Source organism: Pseudoalteromonas sp. RWi3, assembly GCF_054960735.1.
The window spans coordinates 99,418-120,398 of record NZ_JBHNYL010000006.1 but is presented as its reverse complement, the minus strand read 5'-3'; the positions used below and the strand labels follow the sequence as shown (position 1 = coordinate 120,398).

Here is a 20,981-nt window from a genome sequence, read left to right as displayed (position 1 = left end):
AATATAAATCGGCCAAAACCGAATTAAGGTGTTGTTATGTTTACTAACTTTTTAGTTGCAATAGTAGAACGTATTTTAAATACCAGCTTAAAACTAGACAGCACCTTAATAGATAAGCTTGCACCGATTGCGCATAAGCAGCTGCTGATTGAAATACGCGATTGGCAACAACGGTTTTTACTGGTTTTTTCAGGCCAACAACTACACCTTTACAGCACCGTCGAAAACCAATATGACTGCATGATAAGCGGTGATATTGACACATTAATGGCATTACAAAACCCCACAATGCTGACCCAGCTTATCCGCCAAGATAAGTTGGACCTTCAAGGCGATTTAAATATCGCACAAGGCTTTAGTAATGCCTTTGCAACGATGAATATAGATTGGCCGGAGCATTTTTCGCGCTATTTAGGCGACGCCCCTGCCCAGCAATTATGGTTATCATTAAAAAACGTGCAGCAAAAAGGTCAAGCGGCTGATGAAAAGCTCGCCACAACACTCAGTCAGTTGTGCCAAGATGAGCTAAAAGTCACCATTCATCCTATTGAACTTGAACAGTTCAAACAGCACACCCGTCAACTAAAAGGTAACGTTGCTCAACTAGAACAACGCATTAACCGGTTACTCCAAAACCACTCAATTCAGTAAGGATTTTTTGTGTCTGCAGCTCGGCTTTATTACATTACCAAAACCCTGCTTAATTATGGTTTAGATGAGTTAATCCCACCCAAAAAAATTCCTTGGTACGGAAAAGCGGGTCGCGCTTGTTTGTTTTGGCTAAAAAACAAACACCAAGAAAAACCAGCGGGTTTACGCCTGCGTTTAGCATTGCAACAGCTCGGCCCTGTTTGGATTAAATTTGGCCAAATGCTCTCAACGCGACGTGATTTACTGCCGCATGATATCGCCTTAGAGCTAGCCTTGTTGCAAGATAAAGTGTTACCTTTTGAAGGCGAACTTGCACAACAACTTATCGAAAGTGCACTGGAAATAGACGATATAAGTGAGTGCTTTAGCGATTTTGAGCAAACCCCTCTTGCCTCCGCATCTATCGCACAAGTACATACTGCTACGCTAATTGATGAAAATAACCAACCACAAGACGTCGTTATTAAGGTTATTCGCCCAGATATCAAAGTACAAATTGATGCCGATCTAGCCTTAATGGAAAAATTTGCTAAGGTGGTAGCAAAGCTGGTAAATGAAGCAAAGCGTCTACGCCCTGTAGAAGTTGTCAAAGAGTATAAAAAAACATTACTTGATGAACTCGATTTAATGCGTGAAGGCGCCAATGCAATTCAGCTTAGACGCAATTTTGAAGACTCTGATTCACTTTATATCCCTTACGTTTACAGCGACTATAGCCGGGCAAACATTTTAGTTATGGAGCGCATATACGGTATTGCCGTCTCCGATACTGAATCATTATTGGCGCAAAATACTAACATGAAACTCCTTGCTGAACGCGGGGTTGAAGTTTTTTTCACGCAAGTGTTCCGCGACAGCTTTTTTCACGCGGATATGCACCCAGGCAATATATTTGTCTCTTATGATACGCCTGAAAACCCTAAGTTTATTGGTATTGATTGCGGTATAGTCGGCACACTAAATAAAGAAGATAAACGTTATTTAGCAGAAAACTTTATTGCATTTTTTAATCGAGATTACCGACAGGTTGCTCAGTTACATGTTGACTCTGGTTGGGTGCCAAAAGATACCTGTGTTGAAGAGTTTGAATTTGCTATTCGTACTGTCTGTGAGCCTATATTTAATAAACCTCTCGCTGAAATTTCATTTGGTCACGTTTTAGTCAACCTATTTAATACCGCTCGTCGCTTTAATATGCAGGTTCAACCCCAATTAGTTCTACTGCAAAAAACCTTACTGTATGTTGAAGGCTTGGGGCGCCAACTTTATCCACAATTAGATTTGTGGAAAACAGCGAAACCCTTTTTAGAAGATTGGGTTAAGCAGCAAGTAGGCCCACTTTCAGTACTCAAGCAAATGTATGCAAATCTTCCCTTTTGGGCGGAGAAAATGCCTGAACTTCCTGATTTGATTTATCACAATTTAAAACAGCAGCATAAAGCCTCGTCTCCGCCAGCTGCACCAGTGTCACACAAGCCACTTATTATGAGTATATTTGCAGGAGCTGTAATGGTGGTATCGGGTTTGTGTTATTTGCAAAACGATTTGATTGCGAGCAGTATTGCAGCAAGCTGTTCATTAATTGGCTTTGTTTTAGCGTGGCGAAGCGCATAAATTAAGTGCTATTTACATATTGCTGAGTATAATCAGCGTTAACAAGACAATAAATTTTGGAGTAAGTCATGGGTTTTGGTGGTATCAGTATTTGGCAATTGTTAATCGTTTTAGCAATCATAGTATTACTTTTTGGTACTAAAAAGTTGCGTGGTATTGGTGGTGATTTAGGTAACGCAGTAAAAGGCTTCAAAAAAGCAGTCTCTGAAGAAGAACAAACTAAAACGGCTGATAATATAGAACAAGCTAATCATTCTGTGCAAAACAAAGACACGGCTGAAAAAAGCAAAGAAGACCATAAGGCTTAAACTAAATGGGCATGTGGGAACTTGTTATAGTTTTAATCGTTGGCCTTGTAGTTCTTGGGCCAGAGCGGCTTCCAGTCGCTATTAGAACGGTAAGTCGATGGATTAAAACTATAAAATCGTTGGCCAATTCGGTCAAAGCAGAAGTAAATGAAGAACTTCGTGTACATGAACTACACCAAAACTTAAAAAAAGCAGAGCAGCAAAGCATGCAAGACTTAAGTCCTGCGTTAAAAGATTCTGTCGATGAGTTACAAAAAGCTGCTGACTCTGTTACCCACAGTTATAAAAAAACATCTTCTGAGCAAACAGATAAAGTGAATATTGATGAACAAAAATGAAATCTTTTTTGCGATCTGTGGTCAATTAATAGGTAACAAGTAACAATGGCCGAACAAACTCAATCTGGCTTTGTGGGTCATTTAATAGAATTACGTAATAGATTAATGAAAGCTATGTTGGCTATCTTATTATTTTTTATTGCGTTTGTTTACTTTGCGAATGATATTTATAGCTTTGTTGCTGCTCCTTTGGTTGCGCACTTACCCAGTACCGCAACCATGATAGCAACCGATGTAACAGCACCGTTTTTTGCGCCATTTAAACTTACACTTTTTGTAGCTTTATTTGCCGCGATTCCGTTTATTTTACATCAAATTTGGGGATTTATAGCTCCAGGTTTGTACAAAAGTGAAAAACGAATGTTAATGCCGATTTTGGCATCGAGCATTATCTTGTTTTATAGCGGCATTGCCTTTTGTTACTTCGTAGTACTGCCTATTATACTGGGGTTTTTTACCAGTGTTGGCCCACAGATGATGACGCTTGCACCTGACATTAGTAGTTACTTAAGTTTTGCCTTAAAGCTATTTTTTGCCTTTGGAGTAGCGTTTGAAATACCTGTAGCAATTATGTTGTTATGTTGGAGTGGTGCAACAACCACTCAAAGCTTAAAAGAAAAACGACCTTATATTGTGGTGGGTGTATTTGTGGTGGCAATGTTTTTAACGCCACCTGATGTACTATCGCAAACATTATTAGCATTTCCTATGCTACTGTTATTTGAATTGGGGTTAATTTTAGCCGCTTTTTATAGCGCTAAACCTCAGCAAGATGAGTCAGAGGAATAAATGAAAAAACAACTCGTACCACTAGTTGCATTATTAAGCATCTCAACGGCATACGCTAATGAAGTGAATGTTCAAGCACTGCAAGCATGTACATTTGTTGAAAATGATTTTAACCGCCTATTGTGTTATGACAACACGATGGCCGGTAAATCATTAAGTAGACCCAATAACGAAAAAAAACAAGTATCTGCAACCAAGCCTGCGGCCACAGCGGCGAGCGCAGCTGCTGCGGACAATCAAATTGTCAAAACAAAAAATGATGACTTTGGCCTAGAACACAAAGAAGCCGTTAAGGTTAATGATGATGAAATTACAGCAAGCGTAACGAGCGTTAAAGAAGCCCCTTATGGTGAGCTAATCATAACATTAGATAACGCCCAGCAATGGCGTCAAATTGGTTCTGATCGCTTACGTGTTGATGCTGGCGACACAGTTGTTATTGTTCGCGGTATGTTCAATTCATTCTTACTGAAAAAAGAAGGGCAAAATCGTTCAATTCGCGTGAAGCGAACAAATTAATGAGTGAGCGGTTGATAGATGCGGGTGTAAACCTTACGAACCATCAATTTGATAGTCAGCATGAGGCCATCATTACCCGCGCAACCGCTAAAAATATCTCGCAAATGCTATTGATTGGGTGTGATATAGATAGCAGTCAGCAAGGTTTACGCTTAGCAAAAAAATATAGTTTACTTGCCACCGCAGGTGTCCACCCACATGATGCTAAAGCCGCAGATTCTCAGCTTGAACAGCAGATTAGCATGTTGACTGAGCACCCTGAAGTTGTAGCCATTGGCGAATGTGGCTTAGATTATAACCGTGATTTTTCACCAAGAGACATCCAGCGTAGTGTTTTTTCTCGTCAGTTAAAGCTTGCCGAGCAGCTCGATATGCCAGTTTACTTACATGAGCGAGACGCAAGTGACGATATGCTATCGATTCTTAAAGAGCACAAAGTACGCGGTGTATTGCACTGTTTTACGGGTAATGAGCATGCGCTTAAGCAGTATTTATCACTTGGATTATATATTGGTATTACCGGGTGGGTATGCGATGAACGCCGTGGTGAAGCATTGCAGCAGCTTATCCCCAGTATCCCATTAGAACGGCTACTAATTGAAACAGATGCGCCATTTTTAATTCCGCGCACAATAACACCAAAACCCAAATCACGCAGAAATGAACCCTGCTACCTTCCTTATGTATGCCAAACAATTGCAGACCTAAAGGGGTTAGAATTTGCAACCGTCGCAAAGCAAACTACACTTAATTTTCAACAGTTATTCAGCCATAAGGCCTAATAATGACGTTTGCTTGGAGGGTACTTTACTGTTTAGTTTTGTTTAGTTCGCTTTACTCGTTTGCATCTGACATCACTCTCGATAAAGATATTAAAAAGCTACAAGACATCCCATTTGAATACATTGGCAAACCACTTACCCTAAAACAAGCTCAGATCGCCACGCGGTGGCAGCCAATAAATAATAAAATTTTAAATTTAGGTATGTCTGAGAAAGTCGCTTGGTTGCGCGTTAATTTAACAAATCAAGAGCCCCTTGAGTTGCCAATTATATTGTCTATCGATAACCCATTGTTAGATAAAGTATCTGTTTACCAATACCATAATAATGACATTGTATTGTTTAAAGAAATTGGCGATGCATTGCCCCTGCAAAACAGACAAATAAAAAATGAGTCTTTGTTGGTTAAGCTTATTTTGCCTGCAAAAAGTACATCAGCATTACTGTTGCGAATTGAAAATGAAGCGGGTTTACGGGCACCATTGAGCCTATGGCAAAGTGATGAATATTTAAAATACAAAAGTAAGTTCAACCTTTTATATGGTTTGCTTGCGGGTTTTATTCTATCGCTAGCGCTAACTTGTTTTGTATTATTTGCCTTCTCAAGAAAACATTATTTTACGTTAAGCGGTGCTATATTACTTACGTTATGGTTTTTGCTTATCTATCTATATGGCTTTGGTTACCGTTACTTTCACCCTTCACTACCGAGCCTTCAGCAAGTTGCTATACCTAGCTTGCTTCTGGTTGTTTGCTATTTATTTAAACCACTGCTTGAAAAGCTTAAAAGTGAACTAAAAACGCTAATAGATACTCTTCATACCTGGTGCAATAACCTGTTACTTATAAGTATTTTTGTTATGTGGCTGCTCCCTACAAGCGTTATTATTATTTATAGCTTAATAGCGAGTATACTAATAATGCTGATGCATATTGCCGTTATCATTATGAACATTAAGTACAAACGCAGCCAACCATTAAGTGCCCTGTTAGTCGGTGCCATCATTTATTGCGCATTTTTGCTGTACATAAACATTGTTGTATTTAGCATTTTAGATTTTGACTCTCGCAATCTCCCCTTTATGTTTGGTAGCTTTTTAATTTGCGCATTAAGCTTAAGCTTTGCCACGATAAAACATTTTCTAATTGAACGTGATGCACAAGTAGCCGCACAGCACGCCAAAATTGCACAAAGCGAAGCACAAGATCAGCTGCTACAAGAACGCCTTGAACTGCAAGAGCAAGCACGGCTAGATTTAGAGGCTAACATTGAAGAGCGTACTTTTGAGCTACAAGTAACTTTACGCGAGCTCGAAGAAAAGAACCGTGCACTAGAACAGCTCAATATGGAAGACCCCCTCACACAAATTAAAAACCGTCGTTACTTCGACAAAAAATTAGTCATGGACCTGCGTCGCTCACGTAGAGAACAAACACCTTTAAGCATCATTATGTTGGATATTGACCATTTTAAATCGATCAACGATAACTATGGCCACTTAATAGGTGATCAAACTATTCGCGCTGTTGCTGATTTAATAAAAAGCCAATTAAAACGCCCGCTTGATGAAGTAGCTCGTTATGGCGGTGAAGAATTTGTTGTGCTTTTACCAAATACACCTCAGGCTGGTGCGCTTGAAATAGCTAATAATATCCGCATAGCAATTATGGACTCAACAATCACTGTGGCTAATACTCAGATTACATTTACAATTAGCGCCGGTGTTTATAGCGCAATTGCCGAAGATATTAACAACCCAGCATTTTTTACTGACTGCGCTGATAAGGCACTATATCATGCTAAACAATCCGGCAGAAATCGTGTAGTTAGTTTTCCAATAGTAGACTAGGAGCAAATAATGGCCCAATCAGGTCTTGATCTTTTCCCTTACACGCGGATGCGCAGAATGCGCCGCAATGATTTTTCTCGTCGTTTGATGGCTGAAAACCAACTCAGCGTGAATGATCTCATTTTCCCAGTATTTGTACTTGAAGGCAAAAATCGCCGCGAAGCAATTGAGTCAATGCCAGGAATTGAACGCTTATCTATCGACTTATTACTCGAAGAAGCAAAAGAGCTTGTTGAGCTTGGTGTGCCTGCAGTCGCTATTTTCCCTGTGACTCCTGCTGATAAAAAGTCTCTTTTAGCGGAAGAGGCTTACAGTGATGATGGTCTAGCACAACGTACTGTTCGTGCTTTGAAGGAATCATTTCCAGAGCTGGGTGTAATTACCGATGTTGCACTAGACCCTTTTACCGTTCATGGCCAAGACGGCATCATTGACGATGAAGGCTACGTGATTAATGATGTCACCACCGAAATATTAGTTAAACAAGCGTTATCGCATGCAGAAGCTGGCGCAGACGTTGTTGCCCCTTCAGATATGATGGATGGGCGTATTGGCGCTATTCGTGAAGCACTCGAAGCAGATGGTTTTATTCACACTCGAATTATGGCCTATTCAGCTAAATACGCATCTAGTTACTATGGTCCATTTAGAGATGCAGTTGGCTCTGCAGGCAACTTAAAAGGGGCTGATAAAAAAACTTATCAAATGGATCCTGCGAATTCCGATGAAGCAATTCGTGAAGTTGCGCTGGACTTACAAGAGGGAGCAGACATGGTTATGGTAAAACCTGGCATGCCTTACCTCGATATCGTTCGCCGAGTTAAAGATGAGTTTGGCGTTCCTACGTTTGCTTACCAGGTTAGTGGTGAATATGCGATGCATAAAGCCGCAATTAATAATGGCTGGCTTAATGAGGAAGCCACTATAATGGAATCGCTATTGGCGTTTAAACGTGCTGGGGCAGACGGTATTCTCACTTACTTTGCTAAACAAGCGGCACTGCTTCTCAAGAAATAAATGCCTGCCTACTAATGTTTGATAAAAAGGGCTAGAACGCCCTTTTTATTTCCATTTCGTTAACAATTATTATTTTATTTGTCATAAATTTTCCTTACACTGTTTGTCCCATTTGGGACACAATACACGGGAAAAAATAATAATGTTAAAAACAACTCTTACGCCACTGGCGCTTGTCTTTGCAAGCCTTAGTGCGCCGGCCTCAGCTAATCTGATTATTTCTGAATATGTTGAAGGTGGTTCCAACAATAAAGCCGTTGAACTTTATAATAACTCAGGTACAGAATTATCGTTGGATGGATATAATATCAGCCTTTACTCAAACGGTAACGGTGAATTAGCAAGCCCAAATAACACCCTTGACCTATCAGGAACCTTACCAGCTAATGGTACTTATGTCATTGTAAACGCAGGCTCTGTCGACGAACTAAAAGCAAAAGCGGACACTGAAGCAACGGTAACCTACTTTAATGGCGACGATGCACTCGTGCTAACAAAAGACGGTGTTATTGTAGACAGCTTTGGTCAACTAGGCGTTGACCCGGGTAAAGAGTGGTCTGCTGGAGGCGTAACTACAAAAGATAAATCTTTGCGTCGTAAACTTGATATTACAATGGGTCGCGTTGATGCAACATCAGCTTTTGACCCAAGTGAACAATGGGAACAGTTTGATAAAGATGACTTTTCGGGCATTGGTTTTCATGGTGAAAGCACAGAGCCTACACCCGATCCGGATCCAGTTACTCCACTAGAATGTGGCGCAGCTAAAACTCTTATAAACGCAATTCAAGGCGAAGGCGGTGACAGCCCACTTCTCAATCAAGAAATCGAATTAGAAGGTGTCGTTACTGCAGATTTTCAAAGTGACGAGCAACTGAACGGCTTCTTTATTTCATCTCTTGAAGCTGATGTTGATACTAACGCTCTCACATCTGAAGGTATCTTTGTGTATTTCTCAGATACTGATGTGGCTGTGGGAGACCATGTTCGCGTTAAAGGCAGTGTTGCTGAGTATTATAATGCAACCCAAATTGGCGATGTAAGCCAAGTAGAGATCTGCGCTTCAGGCCTGACAACAAAGGCTACAAAAATTTCATTACCGGTTGCAGATGTTGCCGACTTAGAAGCCTTCGAAGGTATGCTGGTGACTTTAGAGCAAACCTTAGTTGTCACAAATAACTATGGTTTAGGTCGCTATGGTGAAGTAGATTTAGCCACTGAGCGCCTATACCAAGGTACACAAATCGCTCTTCCTGGTGAAGCTGCTAACGCTGTTGAAGCTGAAAACCAGAAAAAGCAAATCCTACTTGATGATGGATCAACTAAGCAAAACCTTGATCCTATTTCTTACCCTGGTGTTGGCTTAGACGCATACAATACCTTACGTTTAGGTGATTCAGTAAACACAATCACAGGTGTGTTAGGCTATAGCTTCAACCGCTACCGCATTCACCCAACAGTTCAACCTGAATTTACTGCTACCAACCCACGAACAGAGGCTCCAGCACTTCACAGCGATGCTAACTTACGTATCGCAAGTTTCAACGTATTAAACTACTTTAATGGTGACGGTCAAGGTGGTGGGTTCCCAACTAGCCGTGGCGCGGACTCTGAGCAAGAACTAATTCGTCAAGAAGCTAAACTAGTCAGTGCAATCACAGCGCTCGACGCTGATGTGATTGGTTTGATGGAAATCGAAAATGATGGCTTCGGTGAACTAAGTGCCGTAGCAAGTTTAGTGTCTGCACTAAATGACGCAGATAGCACTAATGAATACGCCTTTGTTGATTTCAATATGAATCAAATTGGTACTGATGCCATTACAACAGCACTGATTTATCGTTCAAACATGATAAAAGAAGTAGGTACTGCTGCAACAACTTCTGAGTACCCTTTTGATTACAGCAACCGTGCACCTATCGCGCAAAGCTTTGAAGCTCTTAGTTCGGGTGAAGTATTTACTGTGGCTGTTGCACATCTAAAATCTAAAGGCGGCTGCGGTAGCGCTGAGGGCAACAATGCAGACCAAGGTGATGGCCAAGCGTGTTGGAACGAAATTCGTGTTGCTGGTGCAAATTCATTTGCTGATTGGTTAGACAGCAAACCTACAGGTATTGAAGATGAAGATATTATCCTAGTAGGTGATATGAATGCTTACGCGATGGAAGATCCCATCCGTGCGCTCGCTGATAAAGGTTATAAAAACGTTGTCGCTGAAATTGAGGGCAATACTCTAGGTTATTCCTACAGCTTCTCTGGCCGCTTAGGTAGCTTAGACCACGCTGTAGCAACACAGAGCTTGCTTGATAAAGTAGTAGCTGCAACCGATTGGCACATTAATGCTGACGAGCCTATCAGCTTAGATTACAACGTTGAGTATAAGTCAGATACGCAAGTAGCGAGTCTTTATTCACAAAGTGCTTATCGCGCCTCTGATCATGATCCAGTTCTTATTGATATAAATTCTGTTGCAGAGCCAGAGCCTACACCGGAACCTCAAATACCTGTATTAACGCCAGAACAAAGCTTTAATGTTATCGAAAGTGCAGCTATAGGTACCGTTATTGGGCAGCTTGAATTTACAGATGCAGATAGTGATTACACGCCTGTGGTTGAGTTTATTGTATCAGGACATTCAGCTATTACTATTAATGAACAAGGCCAACTAATTGTTGCTGCAGGGCTTGATTACGAATTTGAGCGTAAGATCACTTTAATGGTTCAAGCTAAAGATAGTGCTGGCAACCTATCTGCTGCACAATTAGTTTTCATCAATATAAATAATGATGAAGCTGATGACGAAGATGATTCCGGCTCATTAGGTTGGTTAAGCTTATTAGCATTGCCACTTTTAACTCGCCGACGCGTTAAAAAGTAATGAGCTAATACAAAAAATGCCACTTTAGCTATTAAAGTGGCATTTACTTAACCAGAACTCTGGTAAACAGGTTACTTAATTAATTTGTTATTTATAGGGTTTACACAACAGGTAATTAAGCACTACCCATATTTCCTATGCATTTCCCTTCATACAAGTTACATATCGCTTCTTTTTGTTCTTCTGATACTTGCCAATTTATAAAACGATGTGATTTGTTTGAATGTGTCACAACTTTAAAAGCTGTTATAACCCCAAAACGCTTAAAGCTTAGATTTTTAATTTCATCTGAATTTATGTACTGCTTTCCAACTCCGCGAGAATAGTTGATCCCAGCCTTATAGCAATGTAAAAACCTTAATTGCATAATGTTGAAAAAGCTGATTATCAAAAATAGAGGTAAAATAATGATGCTTACAGACTTGAACTCCATTGCAGTGGCTGCACTCAAGATATAGGTGATAAACAAAGCCAAGCTAACTTTAATTAGTTGTAACGTCCAATTAGGTGAAATTTTTACTACATTCATTGCGGTCCCTTTACGCACACCCCTTTATTAAAAAGGTGCCTTAACTTGTACTGATTTTAGAAAAACAAGGCGTAATTTTACCTATAACAGAAATCTAAACAAGAGTAATTACCCCACTTTTTAACTAGAACAAAAGTATTTAAAGTAACTATTTAATATACATAGAATTAATAATAAAAATATATCTATATTATTTTAGTATATGCAGTAATCGCTAATACTTAGGATTAAAACAACGAATAATGGATAGCAATAAAATGTGTATCTTTATTTGAGACAGCCTACTTATGACTTAAACCGAAGTTGACTAACGGCTAACCTATATAGCCGTTTTATAAAAACAAAAAACCCGCAACAAGTGCGGGTTTTTTTAAAGAGTGAAAGTGCTAATTACTTAGCAGCGTTTTTCTCTTTTTCTGCAGCGATTACAGTGTCAGCTACGTTTTGTGGACATGCAGCGTAGTGTGAGAACTCCATAGAGAACTGACCACGACCAGATGTCATTGTACGTAGTGAACCGATGTAACCGAACATTTCTGATAACGGTACGTCAGCTTTAATACGAACGCCTGTTAAACCAGCTTCTTGATTGCTTAACATACCACGACGACGGTTAAGGTCACCGATTACATCACCAACGTGATCTTCAGGTGTGAACACGTCAACTTTCATGATTGGCTCAAGAAGTTGTGCACCCGCTTTAGGGATAGACTGACGGAAAGCGCCTTTAGCAGCGATTTCGAAAGCAATTGCAGATGAATCCACGGCGTGGAAGCCACCGTCGAAAAGCTCAACTTCAACGTCAAGTACTGGGAAGCCAGCTAGAACACCTTCACCCATCATTGACTTAAAGCCTTTCTCAACTGCAGGCCAGAATTCTTTAGGTACGTTACCACCAACAACTGATGAAGTGAACGCGAAACCAGAACCCACTTCGCCTGGCTTGATGCGGTAATCGATTTTACCGAACTGACCAGAACCACCAGATTGTTTCTTATGCGTGTAGCTATCTTCGATTTCACGAGTGATAGTTTCACGGTAAGCAACTTGAGGCTGACCAACGATAAGGTCTACGCCGTAAGTACGCTTAAGGATATCTACTTTGATATCTAAGTGAAGCTCACCCATCCCTTTAAGGATAGTTTCGCCTGAATCTTCATCAGTCTCAACTTGGAAAGATGGATCTTCTGCAACCATTTTACCGATAGCAACACCCATTTTCTCATTACCGCCTTTATCTTTAGGCTGTACAGCAATCGAGATTACTGGAGTTGGGAAAACCATTGGCTCTAGAGTTACTGGGTGCTTAGGATCACATAGAGTGTGACCAGTTTGCACGTTCTTCATACCAACGATAGCGATGATATCGCCCGCTTGTGCTGAAGTAAGCTCTTTACGCTCATCTGCTTGCATCTCAACCATACGGCCAACACGCTCAGTTTTACCAGTAAACGCATTAAGGATTGTGTCACCCTTGTTAAGCTTACCAGAGTAGATACGTACGAAAGTTAATGCGCCAAAACGGTCATCCATGATTTTGAATGCAAGCGCTTTGAAAGGTTCGTCTGCAGATACAATTGCATGCTCGCCGTTTTCGTTACCTTCTTCATCCATAAGAGGTTGAGGATCAACTTCTGTAGGTGCAGGTAAGTAATCAACAACAGCATCAAGTACTAATTGCATACCTTTGTTTTTGAATGCAGAACCACAGAACGTTGGGAAGAAAGCAAGGTCACGAGTACCTTTACGGATACAACGCTTGATATCTTCAACTGAAGGTACTTCACCTTCCATGTACGCTTCCATTAGGTCATCGTCTTGCTCTACAGCAGTTTCGATAAGCATCTCATGGTATTCTTCAGTTTTTTCTACCATGTCTGCAGGAACGTCTGTGATTTCGTAGTTTTCTGGAAGACCAGTGTCATCCCATACGTATGCTTGTTTGTTTAAAACGTCAACAACACCAACGAAATCATCTTCAATACCGATTGGTAAAGTCATGATAAGTGGAGTCGCACCAAGTACTTTTTGTACTTGCGCTGTTACACGGTAAAAATCAGCACCCATACGGTCTAATTTGTTTACGAAAATAATACGTGCAACACCTGATTCGTTCGCGTAGCGCCAGTTAGTTTCTGATTGTGGCTCAACACCACCAGAACCACAGAATACACCAACACCGCCATCTAATACTTTAAGTGAACGGTAAACTTCAACTGTGAAGTCAACGTGTCCAGGAGTATCGATAACGTTAAAACGGTGATCTTTCCAGAAACAGCTTACTGCCGCAGACTGGATAGTAATACCGCGCTCAGCTTCTTGATCCATGAAATCGGTAGTAGATTCACCATCATGAACCTCACCTGTTTTATGGATAGTACCTGTAAGCTTCAGGATACGCTCAGTAGTCGTGGTTTTACCCGCATCAACGTGCGCGAAAATACCAATGTTTCTGTACTTCGATAAATCTGCCATTATTTTACTCTTAATAAAGTCGAAAAATTATTCGGCGGGAGTATAACATCACTTAAAGCGAACATCACCATAGAAGTCGCTTAAAATGCAATCAATTCTAGAAAATATTTCTTTCTTGTGAGTTTGAACAATATATCTTCGCTAAAGCCCTTGTTTTTTCGCTCAGTTCCTATTGCTTAAAAACATTGCTGCCCTTTGATATAAGTTGCTTGAATTGTAAAGTCTCTTTTTAAAATGGCAAAGTTAGCTTGTTTACCGCTTTCAAGCGAACCCACTTTATCCGCCATACCAAGAAATCTAGCAGGCACAATACTGGCCATATTGAGTGCCTCACGTAAGTCGATACAACCCAATTGATGCATATTTCTAACTGCATTTTCAAGCGTTAAAGTACTGCCTGCCAGTGATCCTGATGCCGTTTTTGCTACTCCCTCACTAACAAAGACATCCATTTTACCCAATTTATATTGTCCATCAATTAACCCACCTGCATTAATGCAATCACTTATCAGTGCGATTTTTTGTGGGCCTTTTAGCTTATAAATTAACTGTAAAATAGTTGGATGAAGATGCACACCATCAGCAATAACCTCTACCATAGCGTTATCATTCATCAATACCGCGCCAGCACAACCGGGGTCGCGATGATGAATGCCGCGCATGCCATTAAAAACATGCACTCCACCGCACGCACCATGCTCAAGAGCTTGCTGTGTTTGCTCAAAATTAGCATCACAATGACCAAGCATTACCCGAATGCCTTGCGCTGTCAGGTATTTTATTAATGCATTGGCTCCGGGCTTTTCCGGGGCTAATGCAACCACTTTTAAACTACCGTTGGCGGCATTAATCATTGCCTTTAAATGATCCTGCGATAACTCTAAAAAATAGTCTTGGTTATGCGCACCTTTATGCTTTTCACTAAAAAACAAACCTTCGCTATAACCACCTAGTACTTGCGCACCGCTAGGTTGCTGTGTATACGCTTGACCAATTACAGCCATCGCATCAAGAGTTTGCTGCCAGTCAGTTGTCACTGTTGTAGCTAAAAACCCAGTTACTCCATGCTGTGCAAGTGAGCATGAGATAGTCTCGATACTACTCATTTTACAATCAATTACATCACAACCTTCGCGACCATGAATGTGTAAATCTATTAAGCCAGGAATAATTGCAGCATCACAATAATCATGAATTGGCACACCCGCTTTAGGGTTTTCTGTAAAGCCACTAATACAGCCATCAACAACTAACATTAGGTAGTTTTTGAGTACAGTCTCTTGGCAATAAATAGCATCTGCCTTAACGTAAAATACCGACTCTGTCATGATAATGCTCCAACTTGCGCTTTAGCTAAAATAGCAGCACCGCGGGCACCACTGGCATCACCAAACTCAGCCAACACAATTTTTGGTACACGAATATCAGCAAAAACATACGGCACTATTGCCGCTTCTAAATTACCGAGAAGCTCTTCAACCAGCGACATACCACCACCAACAACGATGAGTTCAGGGTCATACGCCATGATAATGGCCGCAAAGGTACTACCTAATAAATCTAGGTAGCATGCAAAGCTCTGCTGGCAAAGTACATCGCCTTTTCGCAAACCTTCCACAATTTCATAAGTACTGAGCTTTTCGCCTGAAAAGTGATGATAGATTCGCGCTAAACCAGGGCCTGCGATATAACTTTCAATACATCCTGTTAAGCCACAGCCACATTTTAGAATCGGTAATTGGTATTTTTGTTGTAACACGGCAGAAAGCGCATAATGCCCATATTCGCCAGCAATACCTTGCGCACTTTTGTACAGTTCACCATCAATGCATAATCCGCCACCAGTACCTGTGCCAATGATCGCGCCAAATACACGAGTGCTTTGCAAACCAACAGAGCTTTGCGCTTCAGAAAGGGCGAAACAACGACAATCATTTTCGATAGCAACGGGTCGATTTATCAACTTTGCTAAATCGTGTGCTGCATTTTTACCTGTTGCATGAGGCACGTTCGCGGATAAAACTTCTTGCTTTGCATTAATAATCCCAGGCATACCAATCCCTACGGCACCACGGCACTGATATTTATCATCGGCACTTAAAATCATTTCTACTAATGCATTTAAAAAGTCTTGATAACTGCTTTGCGGTGTAGCAATTCGCCAGGATTCTAGTTGATTTAATGAAGCGTCAAACACGGCAAGTTCAATTTTACTGCCACCTATATCAATGCCATAAATATACTGCTTAGTCATTAATATCACCTTGCAGGAATGGGTAAATAGTTACTCCTTGCACTACTCGGTTTACCTCACCGGTTGGGCATGGGTTATCTACCGTAATGCCTAATTGCCACGCTTTGTAAAAGGATATTATTTGCGCACACACCATATAATACAGGCCAGTAAATACATCATCTAACTGCTCACCAGAAGCCTCTTTTGGCAAGGCTAACGCATGAACTGCAAGTGCTTGATTATCGTCTTTTAACTCATTAAACAGGTCAATATCATATTGTTTTGTATATTTATTGTTTGAGCCAAATAAAACAATTAACGTCTTGTCATCAACCAAAGATTTTGGCCCATGGCGAAAACCAAGTGGAGATTCAAAATACCCCATCACCTGTCCTGCACTTAATTCCAGTAGTTTTAAAGCTGATTCTTGCGCATAGCCTTTTAACGATCCAGCGCCTAAATAAACTAAACGGTGCATAGGCAACTCAGCTAATGTTTTTAATTGAGTAAGTTGTTGTGGAATATTCTTTTCAACACAATCAGCCATCAACGACACTGCGTTATCCACATCGCTAAACACCGCAAGACTTGCAATCAACATTGAAGTAAAACTACTGGTCATCGCAAAGCTTTGGTCGAGCGTTTGCGGTGGCATCAATAGCGAAAAATAATTCTCATGCCCTTTTGCTTGTTGATTCAGTGCACCATCTGGATTACAGGTTATAAAAAGATGGCTGCACTCTTTCACATAATTATTTATCACATCAACAGCTGCAACACTTTCCGGACTATTGCCCGAACGCGCAAAAGACACAAGTAAAGTTGGTTTACTTTTTTGTAAGTACTGCTCAGGGCAAGCAACTAACTCCGTACTACTAACACTTCTACATGGCGTTAATAGTTTTTGGTTTAAATACCCAACAACCGCCTCTCCAACATAAGCAGATGTACCAGCGCCGGTAAAAATTATTTGTGCATTAGGCTTATCCAACATATTAGCAAGCCAACTATCCAGTTGTTTACGCGCAAGCTCAACAATGGTCAGTGTTTCTCGCCAGCAGCTGCTTTGCTGCATAATTTCTTTTGCTGTCCATGCGCTATTTCTAGATTCTAAAAGGGTTTTATCAATTGCTAAATAACTCGACATTGCTACCTCACTTACGTCTATTATTGTTTAAAGCACGCGTCTGCGTAGCGACTGGTTACTTGCATTATGTGATGAATAACCAAGGCTTTAGGGTTGTTTTCAAGTGTTTTATTTCGCACAGCAAGATACTGTAATGGCATGTATTGGCTTAGTAATGGCAATGGGATCGGCTGTTGTTGTAAATTGTAAAACAACCTTTCAACCGCACTTTGATTGCCTTGTTTTCCCCAGTAATAACGAATGCGATCACTAAAGCTAAAGCGACGGTATAACTGCTGCAGTGATTGTTCAACTTGATAAAAGCGCTGCCAGTTTTTTGGGTACTGCTGCATATCAGCATCAACGACTGTACGTAAATGCGAACACTGCTCAGTATCTACTAGTGCATCTTCAATATGGCTTAATGCGAATAATGCTTCACGTAACGCAAATGTAAGCTCTGGGCCTACTTTTAAAATCGCAAAGTGGTCATTCACTAACTGCTGGTATGCGATCGGTGTTTGGTAATCAGTTGAATGTGCTTCAAAAGCAATACCATCTACAGATTTAATATAATGTTTAAGTTGTTGTGCAGCACTGCTGACATAATCGAATACTTGCGTATTATCAAATTCAACACCCGGTTGCACAACTAGGCCAACAACACGTTGCCATGCCGATGATAAATTAAGCTGTAAAAAAGCTTCATGATGTAATGCTAAAGTGCTTGCAACATGTTTTGTATCTGTAACGGCTAACGTATCTATGTGTTCATCAGCCCCGCCAGGTGGTGGCACCTCAGTGCCTATAACATACACCAAATCACTGTGGCCAAATGTATCGACTGCTGTTTTCTCAGCCACTGCACACAACTGAGCCGCTCGTATTGCTACCGTTTCATCTGCTAAAATCTCGTCATCATCAGCGCAGCGCATGCTGGTATCTAAGTGAATTTTCTTAAACCCTGCCGCTACATAACTAGCAATTAATTGCTCCGCCTTGTGCATTGCTGCTTCAGCACTCTCGTCGCACCAACATACCGGACCTAGATGGTCACCACCGAGGATCAGTTTATCAATCGCAAAGTCCTGCTCTTTCGCAAGTCTCTCAACAAACGTCATAAAATCAGCAGGCAACATGCCTGTATAACCGCCAAACTGATTAACCTGATTAGCAGTCGCTTCTATTAATAGGTAACTATTGTCTTGTTTGGCTTGCAATATGGCGGCTTCAAGCACCAATGGATGCGCCGAACAAACGGCATAAATGCCTTGCCTTTCACCCCGTTTATTCGCTGCGATTAATTGCTGTAATATCGTCATTGCAAGCCTCTGTATTGGTTATTTTAGATTGATATTTGTACTATAAAAATTAAAGGTCGATTATGTGTAACTGAACACCAGCACTTTCAAGAGCAGTTTTAATATCGGTAGGAATCCCACTGTCTGTCACCACTGTATTTACTTCACTGGCAGAAATTATTTTATGCACTCCTTTTCGATTAAATTTACTCGAATCAGTAACAACGATTATTTCTCTCGATACTTCGCACATCACTCGATTTAATAAAGCTTCTAATTCAAAATGCGTAGTAATACCGATGTCTTTCTCAAAACCATCGACACCTAAAATTAATTTATCAAAGTGGTATTGCTGCAAATGCTGCTCTGCTTGGCGACCATAAAATGACAATGATTTTTTTCGCAACGTTCCACCGGTCATCAATACTTCAACCGATGGTGCATTTAGCAGCGAGTGCGCGACATTTAACCCATTAGTCATCACTACTACACTGTGATGGTTGGTTAAGTTTTTAGCGACCTCTTCAGTTGTAGTCCCTGAGTCTAAAATGATCGATTCACCGTCTTTAATTAAGCTGGCAGCAAATTTACCTAAACGCTCTTTAATGCTGCGGTTTGCATCGTGCTTCTCTTTTAATGACAACTCTTGCGTAAGGCGATTACTCATCACAGCCCCACCTCGAGAACGCACTAACAAACCCTTTTCATTCAGTTCATTTAAATCGTTTCTAATAGTAACTGTCGATACACCGAACAACTGAGCAAGCTCAGGAACCTGTACGCGCTCTTGTTTACAAACTAATTGCACAATTTCATGACGTCTTTCAATAGTGTTAAGCATGCCCGCTCTCTTTCATTATTTACTTTCATTCATTGTACGCAGCTTTCACTTACTTTCAATTCAATTTTTTTACATTTTTTATTTATTAGCAACAAACAACACTAAAGCACTGAATTAAAACAATTAAAATATAAATAAAAATTAACGCACCACAAAAATGAAAGCAAATGAAAGAATTTTACCTTGCTTTGACATTCTCTTGGGTGTACAAATAAAAGCCTGTGAAAACAAATTTACAAATAATAAACACATAAGGGCACTATTATGGGCGATCTCAACCGCAGACGATTCCTTCAATCTATGGCCGCAATTGCAGCAACAAGCGCCGCGTTAGGTTGCACTTCCACAACCAATGCCAACTCAATGCTAAAAACCGCAACACAAGGACGCTCAACGCTAGGCTTAACCGTACCTAAAATGGATGTGGTAAGAGTCGGCTTTATAGGTGTAGGTGAGCGAGGTGTTGGTGCCGTTAAACATTTTTGTCATTTAGACGGCGTTGAAATCAAAGCAATTTGCGATACCCATCAGGCTGTTGTAGATAGAGCAGTAAAAATAGTGGTCGATAAAGGCTTTAAAAAGCCAGATACCTACGGCAAAGACGATCATGATTACCTTCGCATGCTAGAGCGCCAAGATATTGATATCGTTATTATCTCAACGCCTTGGAAATGGCATACCCCCATGGCAGTAGCGACCATGGAAAGTGGTAAACATGCGTTTGTTGAAGTGCCCGCAGCCGTTACTGTAGAAGAGGCATGGCAACTAGTTAATACCTCTGAGCGAACGCAAAAAAACTGCATGATGTTGGAAAATGTCTGCTATGGACGTGATGAGCTCATGGTATTGAACATGGTTCGCCAAGGTATTTTTGGTGAGTTGCTCCATGGTGAAGCAGCGTATATCCATGAATTACGCTGGCAAATGAAAGAGATTGACCATAAAACAGGTTCTTGGCGCACGCCTTGGCACGCCGCGGTTGACGGTAACTTATACCCTACCCATGGTTTGGGACCCGTTTCACAGTATATGAATATTAATCGCGGTGATCGTTTTGACTACATAACATCAATGAGCTCACCGTCATTGGGTCGTGCAGCATACGCTAAAAAAGAATTTCCAGCAGATCATGGTCGCAACAAGCTGAATTATGTCGCTGGCGATATGAATACTAGCATCATTAAAACGGTGAAAGGTCGCAGCATCATGGTGCAACACGATACAACCACACCGCGCCCTTACTCTCGTCACAACCTAATTCAAGGTACCAATGGCGTATTTGCTGGTTTCCCTAATCGTATTGCGCTTGAGCAAGGTGGCAGCAAAAGCTACCACGAGTGGGATTACGATATGGCAGATTGGTATAACAAATATGATCACCCGCTTTGGCAAAAAATGGGCGCAGAAGCTGAGCGCAACGGCGGCCATGGTGGTATGGACTTCCTTATGTTTTGGCGCATTATTTTCTGCCTTCGCAATGGCGAGCCGCTTGATCAAGATGTATATGACGCTGCGGCGTGGTCAGCAGTGTTTCCACTCTCTGTTGACTCGGTTGCCGATCGCAGTAACAGCAAAGACTTCCCGGATTTCACTCGTGGACTTTGGCAACAAGCCAAGCCACTTGGCATTATTTCGTAATTAAATAAAGCGTATTGGTAGGTAACGACTGCCAGTACGCCTAACCCTAAGTAAAGCAATAAAAAAACAACCATCAACAAGTAAAATAC

The 20,981-nt window shown here is 41.0% G+C and carries 18 protein-coding genes; 11 read left to right on the top strand and 7 right to left on the bottom strand.

The window, feature by feature from the left end; translation table 11 throughout:
• Nucleotides 1-36 precede the first annotated feature (36 nt).
• The 10 genes from ACFI4Z_RS10270 to ACFI4Z_RS10225 all read left to right on the top strand — a co-directional run bounded on the left by ACFI4Z_RS10270 (nucleotide 37) and on the right by ACFI4Z_RS10225 (nucleotide 10,746).
• A complete protein-coding gene (locus tag ACFI4Z_RS10270; RefSeq protein WP_462670509.1) occupies nucleotides 37-651 on the top strand; it encodes a ubiquinone biosynthesis accessory factor UbiJ in 615 nt (204 codons plus the stop codon).
• Nucleotides 652-660: 9 nt separating this feature from the next.
• Complete coding sequence (gene ubiB / locus ACFI4Z_RS10265) at nucleotides 661-2,265, top strand: ubiquinone biosynthesis regulatory protein kinase UbiB (RefSeq protein ID WP_462670508.1); 1,605 nt, start codon at nucleotides 661-663, stop codon at nucleotides 2,263-2,265.
• A gap of 68 nt (nucleotides 2,266-2,333) precedes the next feature.
• On the top strand, nucleotides 2,334-2,573 hold the full coding sequence (gene tatA, locus ACFI4Z_RS10260; RefSeq protein WP_462670507.1) for a Sec-independent protein translocase subunit TatA: 240 nt from the start codon (nucleotides 2,334-2,336) through the stop codon (nucleotides 2,571-2,573).
• A 5-nt stretch (nucleotides 2,574-2,578) separates the two neighbouring features.
• The gene (tatB, locus tag ACFI4Z_RS10255; protein ID WP_099295190.1) at nucleotides 2,579-2,911 is read left to right on the top strand and encodes a Sec-independent protein translocase protein TatB; all 333 of its coding nucleotides are present in this window, start codon (nucleotides 2,579-2,581) and stop codon (nucleotides 2,909-2,911) included.
• Nucleotides 2,912-2,956: 45 nt separating this feature from the next.
• Nucleotides 2,957-3,700 carry a twin-arginine translocase subunit TatC gene (gene tatC, locus ACFI4Z_RS10250; protein ID WP_099295189.1) on the top strand — a complete coding sequence of 248 codons (744 nt, stop codon included), beginning with the start codon at nucleotides 2,957-2,959 and terminating at the stop codon, nucleotides 3,698-3,700.
• On the top strand, nucleotides 3,701-4,219 hold the full coding sequence (locus tag ACFI4Z_RS10245; RefSeq protein ID WP_462670506.1) for a hypothetical protein: 519 nt from the start codon (nucleotides 3,701-3,703) through the stop codon (nucleotides 4,217-4,219).
• Nucleotides 4,219-5,001, top strand: coding sequence for a TatD family hydrolase (locus ACFI4Z_RS10240; protein ID WP_462670505.1), 783 nt, complete (start codon nucleotides 4,219-4,221; stop codon nucleotides 4,999-5,001). The genes ACFI4Z_RS10245 and ACFI4Z_RS10240 overlap by 1 nt, the downstream gene beginning before the upstream one ends.
• Nucleotides 5,002-5,003: 2 nt before the next feature.
• Nucleotides 5,004-6,851, top strand: a complete 1,848-nt coding sequence (locus ACFI4Z_RS10235) for a sensor domain-containing diguanylate cyclase (protein ID WP_462670504.1) — start codon at nucleotides 5,004-5,006, stop codon at nucleotides 6,849-6,851.
• A gap of 9 nt (nucleotides 6,852-6,860) precedes the next feature.
• A complete protein-coding gene (gene hemB, locus ACFI4Z_RS10230) occupies nucleotides 6,861-7,868 on the top strand; it encodes a porphobilinogen synthase (protein ID WP_462670503.1) in 1,008 nt (335 codons plus the stop codon).
• Between the two features lie 142 nt (nucleotides 7,869-8,010).
• Nucleotides 8,011-10,746, top strand: coding sequence for an ExeM/NucH family extracellular endonuclease (locus ACFI4Z_RS10225; RefSeq protein WP_462670502.1), 2,736 nt, complete (start codon nucleotides 8,011-8,013; stop codon nucleotides 10,744-10,746).
• 115 nt (nucleotides 10,747-10,861) lie between these two features.
• Here the strand turns inward: ACFI4Z_RS10225 and ACFI4Z_RS10220 are convergent, their stop codons facing one another.
• From ACFI4Z_RS10220 to agaR, 7 genes are all read right to left on the bottom strand, one after another.
• Complete coding sequence (locus ACFI4Z_RS10220; RefSeq protein ID WP_462670501.1) at nucleotides 10,862-11,275, bottom strand: hypothetical protein; 414 nt, start codon at nucleotides 11,273-11,275, stop codon at nucleotides 10,862-10,864.
• Between the two features lie 390 nt (nucleotides 11,276-11,665).
• Complete coding sequence (gene fusA, locus ACFI4Z_RS10215; RefSeq protein ID WP_138609530.1) at nucleotides 11,666-13,750, bottom strand: elongation factor G; 2,085 nt, start codon at nucleotides 13,748-13,750, stop codon at nucleotides 11,666-11,668.
• 176 nt (nucleotides 13,751-13,926) lie between these two features.
• A complete protein-coding gene (nagA, locus tag ACFI4Z_RS10210) occupies nucleotides 13,927-15,078 on the bottom strand; it encodes an N-acetylglucosamine-6-phosphate deacetylase (protein WP_462670500.1) in 1,152 nt (383 codons plus the stop codon).
• Entirely contained in the window at nucleotides 15,075-16,004 is a 930-nt protein-coding gene (locus tag ACFI4Z_RS10205; protein ID WP_462670499.1) for an ROK family protein, read from the bottom strand. The genes nagA and ACFI4Z_RS10205 overlap by 4 nt, the downstream gene beginning before the upstream one ends.
• Complete coding sequence (locus ACFI4Z_RS10200) at nucleotides 15,997-17,133, bottom strand: SIS domain-containing protein (protein WP_462670498.1); 1,137 nt, start codon at nucleotides 17,131-17,133, stop codon at nucleotides 15,997-15,999. Before ACFI4Z_RS10200 ends, ACFI4Z_RS10205 begins: the two co-directional genes overlap by 8 nt.
• 20 nt (nucleotides 17,134-17,153) lie before the next feature.
• Nucleotides 17,154-18,434, bottom strand: a complete 1,281-nt coding sequence (locus tag ACFI4Z_RS10195) for a D-tagatose-bisphosphate aldolase, class II, non-catalytic subunit (RefSeq protein WP_462670497.1) — start codon at nucleotides 18,432-18,434, stop codon at nucleotides 17,154-17,156.
• A gap of 49 nt (nucleotides 18,435-18,483) precedes the next feature.
• Nucleotides 18,484-19,254: a transcriptional repressor AgaR gene (gene agaR, locus ACFI4Z_RS10190; protein WP_462670496.1), complete on the bottom strand. Its 771-nt coding sequence runs from the start codon at nucleotides 19,252-19,254 to the stop codon at nucleotides 18,484-18,486.
• Between the two features lie 264 nt (nucleotides 19,255-19,518).
• On the opposite strand from agaR, the gene ACFI4Z_RS10185 reads away from it, so the two are divergent.
• Nucleotides 19,519-20,892: a Gfo/Idh/MocA family protein gene (locus tag ACFI4Z_RS10185; protein ID WP_462670495.1), complete on the top strand. Its 1,374-nt coding sequence runs from the start codon at nucleotides 19,519-19,521 to the stop codon at nucleotides 20,890-20,892.
• Nucleotides 20,893-20,981 lie beyond the last annotated feature (89 nt).

Bases quoted from the DNA above. Each gene is read 5' to 3' on its own strand.
- nagA (WP_462670500.1), bottom strand. From the start codon at position 15,078: ATGACAGAGTCGGTATTTTACGTTAAGGCAGATGCTATTTATTGCCAA.
- hemB (WP_462670503.1), top strand. From the start codon at position 6,861: ATGGCCCAATCAGGTCTTGATCTTTTCCCTTACACGCGGATGCGCAGA.
- ACFI4Z_RS10195 (WP_462670497.1), bottom strand. From the start codon at position 18,434: ATGACGATATTACAGCAATTAATCGCAGCGAATAAACGGGGTGAAAGG.
- fusA (WP_138609530.1), bottom strand. From the start codon at position 13,750: ATGGCAGATTTATCGAAGTACAGAAACATTGGTATTTTCGCGCACGTT.
- ACFI4Z_RS10225 (WP_462670502.1), top strand. From the start codon at position 8,011: ATGTTAAAAACAACTCTTACGCCACTGGCGCTTGTCTTTGCAAGCCTT.
- agaR (WP_462670496.1), bottom strand. From the start codon at position 19,254: ATGCTTAACACTATTGAAAGACGTCATGAAATTGTGCAATTAGTTTGT.
- ACFI4Z_RS10220 (WP_462670501.1), bottom strand. From the start codon at position 11,275: ATGAATGTAGTAAAAATTTCACCTAATTGGACGTTACAACTAATTAAA.
- ACFI4Z_RS10185 (WP_462670495.1), top strand. From the start codon at position 19,519: ATGGGCGATCTCAACCGCAGACGATTCCTTCAATCTATGGCCGCAATT.
- ACFI4Z_RS10200 (WP_462670498.1), bottom strand. From the start codon at position 17,133: ATGTCGAGTTATTTAGCAATTGATAAAACCCTTTTAGAATCTAGAAAT.
- tatA (WP_462670507.1), top strand. From the start codon at position 2,334: ATGGGTTTTGGTGGTATCAGTATTTGGCAATTGTTAATCGTTTTAGCA.
- ACFI4Z_RS10270 (WP_462670509.1), top strand. From the start codon at position 37: ATGTTTACTAACTTTTTAGTTGCAATAGTAGAACGTATTTTAAATACC.
- ACFI4Z_RS10235 (WP_462670504.1), top strand. From the start codon at position 5,004: ATGACGTTTGCTTGGAGGGTACTTTACTGTTTAGTTTTGTTTAGTTCG.
- ACFI4Z_RS10245 (WP_462670506.1), top strand. From the start codon at position 3,701: ATGAAAAAACAACTCGTACCACTAGTTGCATTATTAAGCATCTCAACG.
- ACFI4Z_RS10240 (WP_462670505.1), top strand. From the start codon at position 4,219: ATGAGTGAGCGGTTGATAGATGCGGGTGTAAACCTTACGAACCATCAA.
- ACFI4Z_RS10205 (WP_462670499.1), bottom strand. From the start codon at position 16,004: ATGACTAAGCAGTATATTTATGGCATTGATATAGGTGGCAGTAAAATT.
- tatB (WP_099295190.1), top strand. From the start codon at position 2,579: ATGGGCATGTGGGAACTTGTTATAGTTTTAATCGTTGGCCTTGTAGTT.
- tatC (WP_099295189.1), top strand. From the start codon at position 2,957: ATGGCCGAACAAACTCAATCTGGCTTTGTGGGTCATTTAATAGAATTA.